11 protein-coding genes are annotated in these 14209 nt (G+C 68.4%); 5 read left to right on the plus strand and 6 right to left on the minus strand.

The genetic code is table 11. The annotated features are described in order from the left end of the window. The first annotated feature begins 221 nt into the window (after positions 1-221). The 4 genes from LC490_RS20825 (at position 222) to LC490_RS20840 (ending at position 5959) form a co-directional block, all read left to right on the plus strand. Entirely contained in the window at positions 222-2315 is a 2094-nt protein-coding gene (locus LC490_RS20825) for a lytic transglycosylase domain-containing protein (RefSeq protein ID WP_223621473.1), read from the plus strand. Between the two features lie 10 nt (positions 2316-2325). After that, positions 2326-3237 (plus strand): complex I NDUFA9 subunit family protein, encoded by a 912-nt coding sequence (locus LC490_RS20830; protein WP_223621474.1) that lies wholly within the window; start codon positions 2326-2328, stop codon positions 3235-3237. A gap of 996 nt (positions 3238-4233) precedes the next feature. Beyond that, entirely contained in the window at positions 4234-4611 is a 378-nt protein-coding gene (locus LC490_RS20835) for a PH domain-containing protein (RefSeq protein ID WP_031371277.1), read from the plus strand. A 118-nt stretch (positions 4612-4729) separates the two neighbouring features. Then, entirely contained in the window at positions 4730-5959 is a 1230-nt protein-coding gene (locus LC490_RS20840; protein ID WP_223621475.1) for a multifunctional CCA addition/repair protein, read from the plus strand. A 237-nt stretch (positions 5960-6196) separates the two neighbouring features. On the opposite strand, the gene LC490_RS20845 is transcribed toward LC490_RS20840, so the two are convergent. From LC490_RS20845 to LC490_RS20855, 3 genes are all read right to left on the minus strand, one after another. Beyond that, complete coding sequence (locus LC490_RS20845) at positions 6197-8695, minus strand: TonB-dependent receptor (RefSeq protein WP_036148247.1); 2499 nt, start codon at positions 8693-8695, stop codon at positions 6197-6199. 236 nt (positions 8696-8931) lie between these two features. Next, positions 8932-9366 carry a VanZ family protein gene (locus tag LC490_RS20850; protein ID WP_223621476.1) on the minus strand — a complete coding sequence of 145 codons (435 nt, stop codon included), beginning with the start codon at positions 9364-9366 and terminating at the stop codon, positions 8932-8934. Next, positions 9363-10547 carry an SAM-dependent methyltransferase gene (locus LC490_RS20855; protein ID WP_031371281.1) on the minus strand — a complete coding sequence of 395 codons (1185 nt, stop codon included), beginning with the start codon at positions 10545-10547 and terminating at the stop codon, positions 9363-9365. The genes LC490_RS20850 and LC490_RS20855 overlap by 4 nt, the downstream gene beginning before the upstream one ends. Positions 10548-10781: 234 nt before the next feature. Between LC490_RS20855 and LC490_RS20860 the strand changes: the two genes are divergently transcribed. Continuing rightward, complete coding sequence (locus tag LC490_RS20860) at positions 10782-11627, plus strand: hypothetical protein (RefSeq protein WP_223621477.1); 846 nt, start codon at positions 10782-10784, stop codon at positions 11625-11627. Positions 11628-11634: 7 nt separating this feature from the next. On the opposite strand, the gene LC490_RS20865 is transcribed toward LC490_RS20860, so the two are convergent. The 3 genes from LC490_RS20865 to tsaD form a co-directional block, all read right to left on the minus strand. Next, positions 11635-12459, minus strand: coding sequence for a DUF6159 family protein (locus tag LC490_RS20865; protein ID WP_223621478.1), 825 nt, complete (start codon positions 12457-12459; stop codon positions 11635-11637). Between the two features lie 136 nt (positions 12460-12595). Beyond that, entirely contained in the window at positions 12596-12946 is a 351-nt protein-coding gene (gene folB, locus LC490_RS20870; RefSeq protein WP_057919345.1) for a dihydroneopterin aldolase, read from the minus strand. A 110-nt stretch (positions 12947-13056) separates the two neighbouring features. Continuing rightward, positions 13057-14079 (minus strand): tRNA (adenosine(37)-N6)-threonylcarbamoyltransferase complex transferase subunit TsaD, encoded by a 1023-nt coding sequence (gene tsaD / locus LC490_RS20875; protein ID WP_223621479.1) that lies wholly within the window; start codon positions 14077-14079, stop codon positions 13057-13059. Positions 14080-14209: the final 130 nt, after the last annotated feature.

Genomic DNA, 14209 nt, shown 5'->3' on the forward strand with positions numbered 1-14209 from the left:
CCCGTTCGCAGGCGCGGCCGCAAGACCAACGTGTGACAACGATCCACCGCACGAGCCCGATCGCACCGAACCTTCGCATCGCCTCCACGATCCTGAAGCAACAACGGCGCGGCAGTAACGGCGCGAATGCGCAGGCCAGTCTTCGAGCGAGCGCCGGGAAAGCTGCGACGCGCTTCGCAAGCAGCGCATCGACAGCGAATGTTCACATAAGGCATTCATGCGTGCTGGGCTATAGTCCGACGATGCTGCCACGCCCCTACACACTCGTCATCGCTGCGCTCGCCGCGGCCCTCGCCACCACCGCTTGCGCCCAGACCACGGCGTCGGCGCCGACCCAGGCCGCTATCAAGCCGGCGCCGGTCGTGAACGCATTGCCGGCGCCGGCGGTCGACCCGCTGCTGCCGCGCCTGCGCGCAGCGATCGAAGCGGCCGAACGCGGCCAGTTCGACAGCGGCCAATACGCCGATCTCGCGCGGCACCCGCTGTACGCTTGGATCGAATACGCCAACCTGCGCCGCGGCATCGACACGGTCAACAACGGCCAGGCCCAGGATTTCCTCGCCCGTCGCGGCAAGGAAGCCTCCGGCGAAGCCTTCCGCGAAATCTGGCTGGCGGCGACCGCGCGTCGCGAAGACTGGCCGAGTTTCCTCGCCGCATGGACGCCGAAGAGCGCCACCGGCAAGGAACGCAGCGTCAGCCTGCGCTGCGCCGAATTGAACGCGCGCCAGGCCCTGGGCCGCACCGACGAGAGCTGGACGCGCGAAGCGCAGGCGATCTGGCGCAGCAGCGGCAAATCCCTGCCCGACAGTTGCGACGGCCCGTTCGCGGTGCTCGCGGCCCAGGGCGCGCTGTCGCCGGAGTTGCGCTGGGAGCGCATCGAGGCCGCGGCCGCCGAATGGCAGCCGGCAGTGATGCGTTCGGCCGCGCGCGGATTGCCCGCCGCCGAACTCGCACAAGCGAACGACTACGCCGCCTTCCTCGACAGCGTCAACGAACGCGCACTGTCGTGGCCGAAGACCGAACGCAGCCGCAAGATCGCTTCCTACGGCCTGGCCAAGCTCGCCAAGGCTCAGCCGGCCAGCGCCGAGCAGCAATTGCCCAAGTACGCCAACGCGCTCGGCTTCAGCGACGCCGACCGCGGCCGCGTGCTGTACCAGACCGCGCTGTGGTCGGTGGCGTCCTATGAAGCCGAATCGGCGCGCCGCCTCAACGCCGTGCCCGAGGTCGCCTACGACGAACGCCTGCACGAGTGGCGCGCGCGCGAAGCGATGGCCCGTTCGGACTGGGCCGGCGCACTCGCCGCGATCAAGAAGATGGGCGCCAAGCAACGCGGCGATTCGCGCTGGCAGTATTTCGAGGCCCGCCTCAGCGAACGCGCCGGCGACAAGGCCGGCGCCGACCGCCTCTACCGCGAAGCGGCGAAGAAGACCGATTTCCACGGCTTCATGGCCGCCGACCGGCTCGGCGCGCCGTATGCGCTGTGCCCGGTGCAACCGACCGACAGCGCCGCGGCCAAGGCCGCGATCGCGCGCGACCCGGCCCTGTTGCGGGCGATGGGTTTGTTCCAGATCGAACGCACCGGTTGGGCGGTGCGCGAATGGGACGATGCGCTGAGCCGCTTCGACGACACCCAGCGCCGCATCGCCATCGAAGTGGCGCAGAGCTACAACTGGTTCGACCGCGCGGTGTTCTCGCTCAACAAGACCCCGCAGGAGCAGCGCCTGTACTACCTGCGCTTCCCGCTGCACCACGGCGACACGATCCGCCGCGAGTCGGCCAAGAACGGCATCGACCCGGCCTGGGTCGCCGCCGAAATCCGCGCCGAGAGCATCTTCAACCCGACCGCGCGCTCGGGCGCCAACGCGATGGGCCTGATGCAGGTGCTGCCCGGCACCGGCGCGGCGGTCGCCAAGAGCCTGGGCCTGCCCTGGGGCGGCGCCGCCAGCCTGTACGACTCCGACACCAACATCATCCTCGGCACCGCCTACCTGCGTCAGTTGCTCGACAAGTACGGCGGCCAGCCCTACTTCGCGATGGCCGGCTACAACGCCGGCCCGGCGCCGCTGGCGCGCTGGCAGTCGCAGCGCCCGGGCATGGAGCCGGAGTTCTGGATCGAGACCATCAGCTACAAAGAGACCCGCGAATACGTCGCGCGCGTGCTCGCCTTCAGCGTGATCTACGACTGGCGCCTCAACGGCGACGCCCACAACGTCAGCGACCGCATGCGCGGCATCGCCACCGGCAAGCGCAAGTCCTTCGCCTGCCCGGCGGCGAGCGCCGCCGCGACCGCGCCGGCGCCGGCCGAACAAGAGTGAGCCTGCCGCCATGCCCCGTCGTCATGTTCTGATTCTCGGCGGCACCGGTTTCGTCGGCCGCCATCTCGTCGAGCACCTGCTGCGCGAGCGTTACCGCATCACCGTGCTGAGCCGCGGCGTCGACCCGGCCAAGAAAAAGCTGTTGTCGCGCGATGCCAGCATCATCGAAGGCGATATCGGCAACCCGGACTTCCTGCGCGCCGTGCTCGACGACGTCGACGCGGTGGTCAACCTGGTCGGCATCCTCAACGAGCAGGGCGACAGCGGCGCCGGCTTCGAGCACGTCTACGTCGAACTGCTGGACGCCTTGCTCGAAGCGATGTGCGACATGGGCGTGTCGCGGCTGCTGCAGATGAGCGCGCTCAACGCCGGCACCGGCCACAGCCATTACCTGGAGTCGCGCGGCCGCGCCGAGCAGCGCGTGCGCGCCTCCAAGCTGGCCTGGACCTTGTTCCGCCCTTCGGTCATCGCCGGCCCAGGCGACGGCCTGTTCTGCCGTTTCGACGCGCTGTTGCGCTACGCGCCGTTGTTGCCGATGGGACGTGCCAACGCGCGCTTCCAGCCGGTCTGGATCGGCGACGTCACCCAGGCCTTCGTCAACGCGCTCGCCGACGACAGCCACGTCAGCCGCAGCTACAACCTGGTCGGCCCCGAGGTGATGACCCTCGCCGAGATCGTGCGCGCGACGGCGCGTGCGCGCCGGCGCCTGCGCGCGGTGCTGCCGCTGCCGGAATCGCTCGGCAAACTGCAGGCCGAGATCGGCGAGTGGCTGCCCGGCAAACCGATCAGCCGCGACAACTGGCGCTCGCTGCAGACCGACTCGACCAGCGTCGAGAACGGTTTGCTGAAGCTCGGCGTCAGCCCGACGCCGGTGCTGTCGCATCTGCCGGAAATCCTGGGACTAAACGCGCACGCCGGTTGAGGCACGTATCCAGGGCAGGAGCGGCATCGCGCTTTTGGGTAGGAGCGACGCAAGTCGCGACCAACCGCAGCGGTGAGCGAAAGCGTTAGGTATCCGAAGCCCGGACAGACGGTCGCTTTGCGCTGTGTATCCGAAACCCGAACAAACCGTCGCTTTCCGGATCGGTCCTGCCGTTTATCGAATCTTCGTCGAGGGCGCTGGCGTACGTCTCTGCGGTTGGTCGCGGCTCACGCCGCCCCTACAGTGGAGGCGACGCCGCGCTTTTGGGTAGGAGCGACGCAAGTCGCGACCAACCGCAGCGGTGAGCGAAAGCGTTAGGTATCCGAAGCCCGGACAGACGGTCGCTTTGCGCTGTGTATCCGAAACCCGAACAAACCATCGCTTTCCGGATCGCTCCTACCGTTTATCGAATCTTCGTCGAGGGCGCCTGCGTAGGCCTCTGCTTTTGGTCGCGGCTCGCGCCGCTCCTACAAGGGAGGCGACGCCGCGCTTTTGGGTAGGAGCGACGCAAGTCGCGACCGCGCAACCACCCGAACCGGCGCGGCAATCCGTGGGGGTGACCGAGAGCGTTGAGTATCGGAAACCCGGACAAACCGTCGCTTTCCGGATCGGTCCTGCCGTTTATCGAATCTTCGTCGAGGGCGCTTGCGTACGCCTCTGCTTTTGGTCGCGGCTCGCGTCGCTCCTACAAGGGAAGCGGCGCCGCGCTTTTGGGTAGGAGCGACGCAAGTCGCGACCAACCGCAGCGGTGAGCGAAAGCGTTAGGTATCCGAAACCCGGACAGACGGTCGCTTTGCGCTGTGTATCCGAAACCCGAACAAACCGTCGCTTTCCGGATCGCTCCTACCGTTTATCGAATCTTCGTCGAGGGCGCCTGCGTACGCCTTTGCTTTTGGTCGCGGCTCACGCCGCTCCTACCCTTAAAGCAAGGCCTCATCGCCGCCGCCGCCAGCGCGCGCTAGGATGCAGGCCACTGCCCATCACAAGGAGATCCCCATGGGGCTGCTCGACACCTTGCTCGGCCATGCCGGCGCCAAATCCGCCGAGAAGGTCGGCGAAGACTTCCAACCCCTGCTCGCACCCGGCGAAACCGTGCAGCGCGCGTTCGGCGAGGTCCGCGACCTGATCGTGTTCACCGATCGCCGCCTGATCCTGGTCGACAAGCAGGGCGTCACCGGCCGCAAGACGGAATTCCTCAGCCTGCCGTATCGCAGCATCGTGATGTTCTCGCTCGAGACCGCCGGCCATTTCGATCTGGAAGCCGAGCTGCGCCTGTGGGTGTCGGGCCAGGCGACGCCGATCATCCGCCACCTCGGCCGCAGCGCCGGAGCGGAAGACATCGTCGCCCTGCTCGCGCAGAACTCGCCGCGTTGAGCGGCCGGGAATCGGGAAGCGGGAATCGCAACGGCTTGCTTGCAGACTTCCACGGGAGAGGCGGATCCGCTTCAACGATTCCCAACTCCCGATTCCCCATTCCCGCCTGGAGACGACCATGAAGACTTATCTCGTCGGCGGCGCGGTCCGCGACGCCCTGCTCGGCCTGCCGGCCGGCGATCGCGATTACGTGGTCGTCGGCGAAACGCCCGAGGCCATGCTGGCCGCCGGCTTCAAGGCAGTCGGCCGCGATTTCCCGGTGTTCCTGCACCCGAAAACCGGCGAGGAATACGCGCTGGCGCGCACCGAACGCAAGTCCGGGCGCGGCTACCGCGGCTTCGTGGTCGACACCGATCCTTCGGTGACGCTCGAAGACGATCTGGCCCGCCGCGATTTCACCATCAACGCGATCGCCCGCACCGACGACGGCCGCCTGGTCGACCCTTACGGCGGCGCGCGCGATATCGAAGCGCGGGTGCTGCGCCATGTCGGCCCGGCCTTCGTCGAAGACCCGCTGCGGGTGCTGCGCGCGGCGCGCTTCATGGCCCGCTTCGCCGAGCACGGTTTCAGCGTCGCCCCGGAAACCATGGCGCTGATGCGGCAGATGGCCGAATCCGGCGAGCTGTCGGCGCTGGTCGCCGAGCGCGTCTGGCAGGAACTGCGGCGTGCGCTGACCTGCGCGCGGCCTTCGGCGTTCGTGCGCACCTTGCACGACGCCGGCGCGCTGGCCGTGGTGCTGCCGGAAGTCGAGGCCTTGTACGGCGTGCCGCAGCGCCCCGAATACCACCCCGAAGTCGACACCGGCATCCACACCGAGATGGTGCTCGACATGGCCGCACAGCTCGCGCCCGGCGACGACCTGATCGGTTTCGCCGCGCTGACCCACGACCTCGGCAAGGCGCTGACCCCGGCCGAACTGCTGCCGCGCCATCACGGCCACGAACAGGGCGGCTTGGAGCCGCTGCAGGCCGTGTGCGAGCGCCTCAAGGTGCCGACCGAGCATCGCCTGCTCGCCGAAGCGGTCTGCCGCGAACACCTCAACGTGCACCGTCTTGCCGAAATGCGCCCGCGCAGCGTCTACGAGCTGATCGCGCGCTGCGACGGTTTCCGCAACCCGAAGCGGATCGAGCAGATGAGCCTGGTCTGCGAGGCCGACAAGCGCGGGCGCCTGGGGCTGCAGGACCAACCGTATCCGTCGGGCGCGGCCTTGCGCGAAGCGGTGCGCGCGGCGATGAAGGTGCGCGCGAACGACGTCGCCCCCGGCCTGGCCGGACCCGAGGTCGGCGAAGCGGTGCGGCGTGCGCGGATCGCGGCGATCGCGGCGGTGAGCAAGGACGCGGCCGAGTAATCGCGAGCTTTTGTAGGAGCGGCGTAAGCCGCGACCAACCGCAGAAAGGTACGCAAGCGCCGTGACCGAAGACGGGACGAGCCGCGCCAACGATCCGGAAAGCCGTTCGATGGCCCGAGTTTCGGAGGCTGCGTTCGCAAACACCGCTTCGCTTGTCGCGGCTCACGCCGCTCCTACAGAAAGCAAGAAGCCGCCGCGCGGATGCGCGGCGGCTTCGGTGTCGCAAGGGTGCGGCTATCAGAACCGGTAGTCGATCCGGGCGTAGTAGCTGCCGCCGTTCATGCCGAACGGCAGGGTTTCCCAACCGTACTTGAAGCCGAGCTGCGGGAACGGCGCACCGGTGACGGTGTCCCACTTGTCCGGGTAGGTGTCGAAGATGTTGTTGCCGCCGACGGTCAGGCTGGTCTTGGCGTTGAACTTGTAGCGCACCGCCAGGTCGCCGAGCCACTTGCCGCCCCAACGCTGCTTGGTGCCGGGGGTGAAGCCTTCGCCGGCCACCGAACCGTAGTAGTTCGCACGCGCCGTCCATTCCCACTTGCCGATCTCGTACACGCTCTGCAGCACGTGGTGGGCGCGCGGCTGGCCGTCCTGGATCAGGGTCACCTGGGTGTCGTCGAACAGCGCTTCCGGCGACAGGATCGTCGACTGCGAGCGGCGGTCCTTGACCTCGGTCTTGTTGAAGTGGACCAGCGCGGTCAGGTTGAGCTTGGAGCCGCCGGCGAACTCGGTGTTGTGGCTGGCGACCACGTCCAGGCCGGTGGTGCGGGTGTCGATGGCATTGGTGAAGAACAGCACCTGGCCGACGCCGATCGGATCGAGGATCGCGCGGATCGGGCAGTTGCCGTTACCGGCCGCGCAGGGCTGGCCGTTGGTGCCGACGCTCTCGGGCTGGATGTTGCTGGAGAAGATGATGCGGTCGTCGATGTCGATGCGGAACACGTCCATCGTCAGCGAGAAGCGGTCGTTCGGCTTGAACACGAAGCCCAGCGAGGCGCTCTTGGAGGTTTCTTCCTTGAGCGGCTCGATGCCGAAGGCGCGCGTCACCGCGCTGTCCTGGCGCGCGGTCAGGGTGTCGGTGAGCACGCCGGCGGCGTTGAGGTTGGTCGAGCGCTGGCTGTAGAACAGCTGCTGCACGCCCGGCGCGCGGAAGCCGGTCGAAACGGTGCCGCGCACGGCGAACTGTTCGGTCGCGTCGAAACGCGCCGAGAGCTTGCCGGTGGTGGTGTTGCCGAAGTCGGAGTAATCCTCGTAACGCACCGCGCCGCCGAGCAGGAAGCGGTCGGTCAGGTTGGTTTCGGCGTCGAGGTAGACGGCGTAGTTGTGGCGGCCGTCGTCGACGGCTTCGTTCGGCGAGAAGCCCGGGAAGCCCTGCATGCCCGGCTGGGCGGTGTCGCCGGTCTGGCCGAAGATCGGAATCGCGCGGTTGTTGGTGCGGCCGTAGGTGTAGGTCACCGGCGCACCGGGGCGGATCTGGTAGTCGTCCTGGCGGTATTCCACGCCGGTGCCGAGGTACAGCGGGTTGTCGTTGAAGCCCTTCAGGGTGCCGCGGAAATCCAGGTTGAAGGTGGTCTGGTCGAACTGCAGCGTGCCGGTGTCGGCCTTGGTCGGCGACTCGGCGTAGATGCCGCCGCCCGGCTTGGGCTCGTACCACCAACTGACGTTGACCGAGTTGCTTTCCTCGAAGCCGAACTTGCTGCGGCCGCGGTTGATCGAGATGTCCCAATCCCAATTGTCGTTGATCGGGGCCTTGTAGCCGACCGCGAGCGAGTGGTCGTCGACGGTGGTCAGGATGTTCGGCAGGAAACCGTTCGGGTACAGCGCCGGCACCGTGCGGTTGTCGCCCGGGCTGCGGAAGAAGCCGGAGGAATCGCCTTCGCGCCTGGACAGGCCGCCGAACCAGTACAACTCGCCGTTGCCGACCGGCAGGCCGCCGTTGAACCAGAAGTAGGCGTCGGTGGCGTCGGCGTCGCCGAGGCGCTGGGTCACGCGCGGCGGGTTCACGCGCAGGCTGTCGGGGCCGGCGCGGTTGGTCTCGGCGCGGTCGCGGTATTCCAGCGACAGGTTGAGGTAGCCGCCGTCGCCGCCGAGCTTGACGCCGGTGTTGACCGAGCCCTGGTAGTTGGCGCCGTCGCCGGCGTAGTACTTGCCGGCCTGGAACGAGAGCTGGGTTTCCTCGGTCTGCTTCTTGAGGATGATGTTGATGACGCCGGAGATCGCGTCCGAACCGTACTGCGCCGCGGCGCCGTCGCGCAGCACTTCGATGCGCTCGATCGCCGACAGCGGAATGGCGTTGATGTCGGTACCGGCCGAACCGCGGCCGATGGTCTGCTGCACGTTGACCAGCGCCTGCTGGTGGCGGCGCTTGCCGTTGACCAGCACCAACACCTGGTCGGGGCCGAGCGAACGCAGCGTAGCCGGACGCAGGATGTCGGTGCCGTCGCTGACGAAGGTGCGGGAGAAATTGAACGAGGGCTCCAGCATCTGCAGGATCTGACCGATCTCGGTCGCGCCGGTGGCGTTCAACTCTTCCTTGCCGATCACGTCGACCGGGGCGGCGGTCTCTTCGGCGGCGCGGCCGCGTGCGCGCGAACCGGTCACCTGCACCGCATCGAGAGTCGTCGCCTCGCGGCTGGCCGGAGCGGCGGGTTCCTGGGCGAAAGCGGAGGGGACGAAGACGCTGGCGGCCACGGCGGCGGCTACGGCTAGCGCCAGACGGTTGCGGTGCACTACGGACATGGTCGGTTCCTTGCGAGGATGAGGTCAGGCTCTGCAGAGCCCGCGGCGAGCCTCACAAATATTTAACCTTTGCGCAAGCGGCTATGTGACTGTGCCGAATGTGCCTTTGTGACCGTCCTCTACTAACCGATACAGCGGTAACCATTTTTTTGAGCCGGCCATCGGCTCGACGATCCTGAACAGCAGTGGCCCGAAGGCCGCCGAGCGACCCTCCGCCGGCCGCAGTGCGCGAAACCTCAGGTGCGCCGACGCGCCAGCCGGCGGTCCAGCCGCTGCAGCCAGCGCGAGGCCGGGGTCAGCGACACGAACAGGCCGGCGAACACGCCGAGGCTGTTGGCGGCGGCGTCGATGGCGTCGCCGGTGCGCGAATCGGTCAGGCCGGCCTGGGCGAATTCCAGCGCCACCCCGAGCGCGATCAAGCCGGCCGCGGCGATCGCCTGCGGACGCAGCCGCGCGAACAGCATCGTCGCGTAGGCCGACATCGCCGCATACGCGGAAAAATGTTCGACTTTGTCGAAACCCGAGAACGGCGTCGGCGGCAGATCGTGCGCCGGCAACAAGGTCGCGCAAGCGACCGCGGCGATCATCGCCACGCCGATCGCGCACCACAGCGCCGGCCGCTCGAACGCGCGCAGCACGCTGCGCGCGCCAAGCTCGCTGACCCCGCTCACAGACGGAAGCTCAGATCGCCGGCCATGAAGGCCACGCCGAACTCGACGCCCTTCTCGAAGCCCATGACCTGGAAGCGCTCGCCCATTTCACTCGGCAGGGTCAGGCGCTTGACCTCGTTGAGGCGGCGCTGCTTCTCGAGTTCGTCGTCGATGCCTTCGATCCGCTGCAACACCCCGGCCAGGCCGTTGCCGAGCAGGAAGCTGGCCTGCGAGCAGTAACCGGCCAGATCGAAACCGGCCGCGACGCCGGCCTCGACCAGAGCGGTGAAATCGACCGAGGCGGTCAGGTCCTGCAGGCCCGGCCACAGCAGCGGGTCGCCGTGCATGCGGTGGCGATAGAACGCACGCAAGGTGCCGTCGACCCGATCGGGCGCGTAGAACTCGGCGCGGGCATAGCCGTAATCGACGAACAGCATGGCGCCGTTGCGCAGGCCGCCGGCGACCGCCTGGATCCAGTACGGCAACTGCGGCAACAGCTCGGAGCGATAGCCTTCGGCCAGCGGAGCTTCGAGGCGGCGCTCGGCGATGCGCACCGCCTGGGCGAGGAAATCGTCGGCCGGGCGCAACTCGCGCGCGAAGCCGTCGCCGTCGATCGCCACGTATTCCTCGAACACTTCCTCGTCTCGGATCGCGAAACGCGGCGTCGGCAGGGCATCGATGACTTCGTTGGCGAACAGCACGCCGTCCCACTCGTCGCCGAACGGCCCGTCAGGCCATTCGAGCAGATCGAACAGCGGCGGCACCAGGCGCTCGCGCAGGCGTTCGCGCTGGCGATGGCGCAACTCGGCGCTGGGTTCGAGGATCGCGTAACGGTCGGGCAAGGCGTCCAGTTCGAGCAGGCGCTTGAGCGCGACTTCGGCGAACGCGCCGGTGCCGCCGCCGAGTTCGAGGAACCGCGCCGAAGGCCCGATCTGCTGCAGCACCGGCGCCACCGCTTCGGCGACGCAGGCGGCGAAGATCGGCCCGATCTCCGGCGCGGTGACGAAATCGCCGCTTGCGCCGAACTTGCTCGCGCCGGCGCTGTAATAGCCCAGGCCCGGCGCGTACAGCGCCAGCTCCATGAAGCGCGAGAACGGAATCGCGCCGCCGTGGGCGAGGATCTGCTCGCGGATCAGGGCGGCCAGGCGCGCACTGTGGGCGAGCGCATCGGCATCGGGAGTCGGCAGATCGAAGGAATTCACGTCGGTGGCGGCGTCGCAGGCGCATCGGAAACAGGCCGACAGGATACGGCCCCGGCGCAGGCACGGCGAATCGCCAAGGTCTGCGCAATGCAGGCTGAACGCAGGCTCGCGCGACAGCGCCGGAGGCCTGCGCGGCTAGCGCTTTGGTACTAAACCGGCGCCATTCGGGCATGCGCGCGTTTGCGTTTCATCGCCGCCGTGCAAGATGGCCGCATCCCGCACGGAAGCCCGCCCATGAGCACCGTCGATCCGGCCGTCGAACGTCGCCGGCAAGCGCTCGAACGCATGCAACGACCGCCCCGGCCCGGCGCCGGCCTGTGGATCCTCGTGCTGATCTATTGGAGCCTGTGGGCGCTGTTCGCCTATTCGCTCGCCGACACCCTCCGCTATCCGATCGCCGAAGCCTATCTGCCGCCGAGCCTGTATCCGGACAACGTCGCGCCGGCGTGGTTCTTCGGCGTGTTCGTGGGGTCGTTCGGCGGCTTCATCGCCGGCTTCCTGCTGAGCTACGTGCTCAAGGAGCTGTACGGCCTGGCCGCGAGCACCTGGGGCCAGTTCGCATCGACCCTGCTCGCGTGCGCGGCGGGCTTCTGGCGCGGCGCGGGCGACTCGTGGGTGGCGCCGCTGCGGGTCGGCTCGTTCGCCGATGCGCCGGGCGTGCCCGCGCCGGACTGGGACGTCGTCGCCTGGCTCGGCTGGAGCGCGCAGTACTGGCTGCCGGCCTCGCTGGCGCTGGCCGCGCTGTGCTGCGCGGGCCTGGCCTGGCGCGCGCACCGCCGCCACGCAGCGCGCGCCGAACGTATCCGGCGCTTGCTCGCCGAAGGCCGGCGCGCGGACGCGGCGATCACCGAGGTCCACGACACCGGCGTGGAGATCTACCACGAGCTGCGCCTGCGCTTCGTCGTGCGGTTCACCGATCACGCCGGCATCGAGCGTTGGGTGACCAAGACCGGTCTGTTCGACCCGGTGCGCTTGCCGCGCGTCGGCGATGCGGCCCTGGTCTGGTTCTACCCGGACCGGGCCGGCGACGAAGACCAGATCCTGGTCGGTTTTGCGAACGGCGACGAGCCGGTCGCCTGAGCGCGGCTCAACGGCCGCGCGCTTCCAACTGCAGGCCTTCGAAACCGGCCGGCATTTCGCCGTCGACCGCATAGCGGTACAGCGCCGCCGAATACACGCCGCCGAGCGCGCTCTGGTACACGGCCAGGGCCAGCAGGACGAGCACGGTCACCGCGCCGAGCAACACCGCCAGGGCCGAAGACACCAGGCCGAGCAGGTAGGCCAGGCCGAAACCGACCACGCCGACGGCGACCATCGCCAGGCCGGTGGCCAGGCCGATGCCGACCATGCCGGCCGCGCTTTCGCCCCAGGTGCGCTTGAACATGCTCACGCTGCGCTTGACCGCATCGATCGGGCCGACGTCTTCGGCGACCAGCACCGGCACCACCAGGAAGGTCGCCATGGTCCATGCCGCGCCGAGCGCGCCGCCGATCATGCGCACGATGAAGTTGTTGTCGCGGTCCTTGAGGGCCTGCAGGATCATGCCGACGGTCGCGGCGATCGCGGCGTAACCGGCGATCGTGGGCAGGCGCGAAGCGGCGGCGCGGAAACCGTCGCCGACGGTCGGGTCGCCGCCTTCCAGGCGGATCATCGCCGCGCTGACCAGGGCGCAGTTGCAGAAGATGATCACGAAGTACTGGCAGAAATAGAACGCGAAGCCGAACAGCGCGGCGCCGGGACCGAAGCCATCGGAGAAGATCTCCAGCGCCGTGGCCGGAATCAGGAAGGTCGCCAGCACGATCAACACGCACACCGCCGACACCACCGGAAACACCAACAGCTCGCGATCCGAATTGAGCACCGAGGCGCTGGCCTTGGCGAGTTCCCAACTACGCGAAAGTTTATCGAACATCTCATGCCCCCATGATTGATCCCGGGGGCATCCTCGAACCTGCGGCCGAAAATCGCAAGCGCGGCCGCGACGGGGCGCAAATCCGGGGGCGTGCGGGGTGCATCTGCGCGGCGCCGGCGGCCCCTGTCGAGAAGCCTCAGCGGCTGCGTTCGATCATCACCCCGACCGCGCGCGCATTGCGGATCGCGCTGGGCTTGCTGAGCTTGAGTCGCACCCGGCGCACGCCGAATTCCTCCAGCACGATCGCGGCGACGCGTTCGGCCAAGGTCTCGACCAGGCCGAACTGCGACTGCGATGCGTACTCGACGATGCGGTCGCTGATCGCCTTGTAGTCGAGGGTGTCGCCGATCGCGTCGCTGGCCGCGGGCACGCGGTTGTCGAAAGCCATCTCGAGATCGAACACCAGGGGCTGGCGGATGCGCCGCTCCCAATCGTAGATGCCGATCACGGCCTCGATTTCGAGGCCTTCGATGAAGACGTGGTCCATGGGGGGCCGGGAATGGGGAATCGAGAATAGGGAATCGTAAGAGCAGGGATGGTAGGCGGGATCGCGCGCCTTTGCGATTCCCGATTCCCGATTCCCGATTCCCGAACGAGCTACACCGCCTGCAACAACGCCATGTCCCAGCGCGGGGTCACTTTCACCGCCGCGCTCTCGAACTGGCCGGCCTGCAGGCGCAGGGCGCCGGCGTAGGCGATCATCGCGCCGTTGTCGGTGCAGAACGCCGGGCGCGGAAAACAGACCCGGCCGCCGCGCTTGTCCGCCATCGTCGCCAACTTGGCGCGCAGGCGCCGGTTGGCGCCGACGCCGCCGGCCACCACCAGGGTGTTGCAGCCGGCCGCATCGAGCGCGCGCCCACATTTGATCGCCAGGGTGTCGACCACCGCATCCTCGAACGCGCGGGCGATGTCGGCGCGGGTCTGTTCGCTCTGGTCGCTGTTGCGCCAGGCCAGCAAGACCTGGGTCTTGAGGCCGCTGAAGCTGAAGTCCAGGCCGGGCCGGTCGGTCATCGGCCGGGCGAACTTGAACAGGCCGGGGCGGCCGAGTTCGGCCTGCGCGGCCAGTTGCGGGCCGCCGGGGTATGGCAGGCCCATGAGCTTGGCGGTCTTGTCGAAGGCCTCGCCGGCGGCGTCGTCGAGGGTCTCGCCGAGCAGGCGGTACTGGCCGATCGCGTCGACCGCGACCAGTTGGGTATGCCCGCCGGAGACCAGCAGGGCCACGAACGGCGGCTGCGGGCGGCCGAGCGGGTCGTCCTCCATCAGCGGCGCCAGCAGGTGGCCTTCCATGTGGTGGACGCCGATCGCCGGCACGTCCAGGGCCCAGGCCAGCGCGCGCGCCACCCCGGCCCCGACCAGCAAGGCCCCGACCAGGCCGGGGCCGGCGGTATAGGCGACCCCGTCGAGCTCGTTCACGTCCAGGCCGGACTCGACCAGGGTCTGGCGGATCAGCGGCAGCAGCTTGCGCACGTGGTCGCGGCTGGCCAGCTCCGGGACCACCCCGCCGTATTCGGCGTGCAGGGCGATCTGGCTGTACAGCGCATGGGCGCGCAGGCCGGCGTCGGTGTCGTAAACGGCCACACCGGTCTCGTCGCAGCTGGTTTCGATGCCCAGGACTTTCATCGGCACCCTGCTCGGCGCGCCGATTTCTGGGAGAATGTCGGATTCATGGGTGCCTATGTTGCACCTTCCGCAGGAGCATCGCTATAATGCGCGGCTCTCCCGGTCTGCCCGGGCCGGTTCCCGTTAACGA

This window comes from Lysobacter sp. ESA13C (genome assembly GCF_019970005.1).
GTDB lineage: Bacteria > Pseudomonadota > Gammaproteobacteria > Xanthomonadales > Xanthomonadaceae > Lysobacter > Lysobacter antibioticus_B.

Bases quoted from the DNA above. Each gene is read 5' to 3' on its own strand.
- LC490_RS20830 (WP_223621474.1), top strand. From the start codon at position 2,326: ATGCCCCGTCGTCATGTTCTGATTCTCGGCGGCACCGGTTTCGTCGGC.
- LC490_RS20835 (WP_031371277.1), top strand. From the start codon at position 4,234: ATGGGGCTGCTCGACACCTTGCTCGGCCATGCCGGCGCCAAATCCGCC.
- LC490_RS20840 (WP_223621475.1), top strand. From the start codon at position 4,730: ATGAAGACTTATCTCGTCGGCGGCGCGGTCCGCGACGCCCTGCTCGGC.
- LC490_RS20845 (WP_036148247.1), bottom strand. From the start codon at position 8,695: ATGTCCGTAGTGCACCGCAACCGTCTGGCGCTAGCCGTAGCCGCCGCC.
- LC490_RS20860 (WP_223621477.1), top strand. From the start codon at position 10,782: ATGAGCACCGTCGATCCGGCCGTCGAACGTCGCCGGCAAGCGCTCGAA.
- LC490_RS20865 (WP_223621478.1), bottom strand. From the start codon at position 12,459: ATGTTCGATAAACTTTCGCGTAGTTGGGAACTCGCCAAGGCCAGCGCC.
- folB (WP_057919345.1), bottom strand. From the start codon at position 12,946: ATGGACCACGTCTTCATCGAAGGCCTCGAAATCGAGGCCGTGATCGGC.
- tsaD (WP_223621479.1), bottom strand. From the start codon at position 14,079: ATGAAAGTCCTGGGCATCGAAACCAGCTGCGACGAGACCGGTGTGGCC.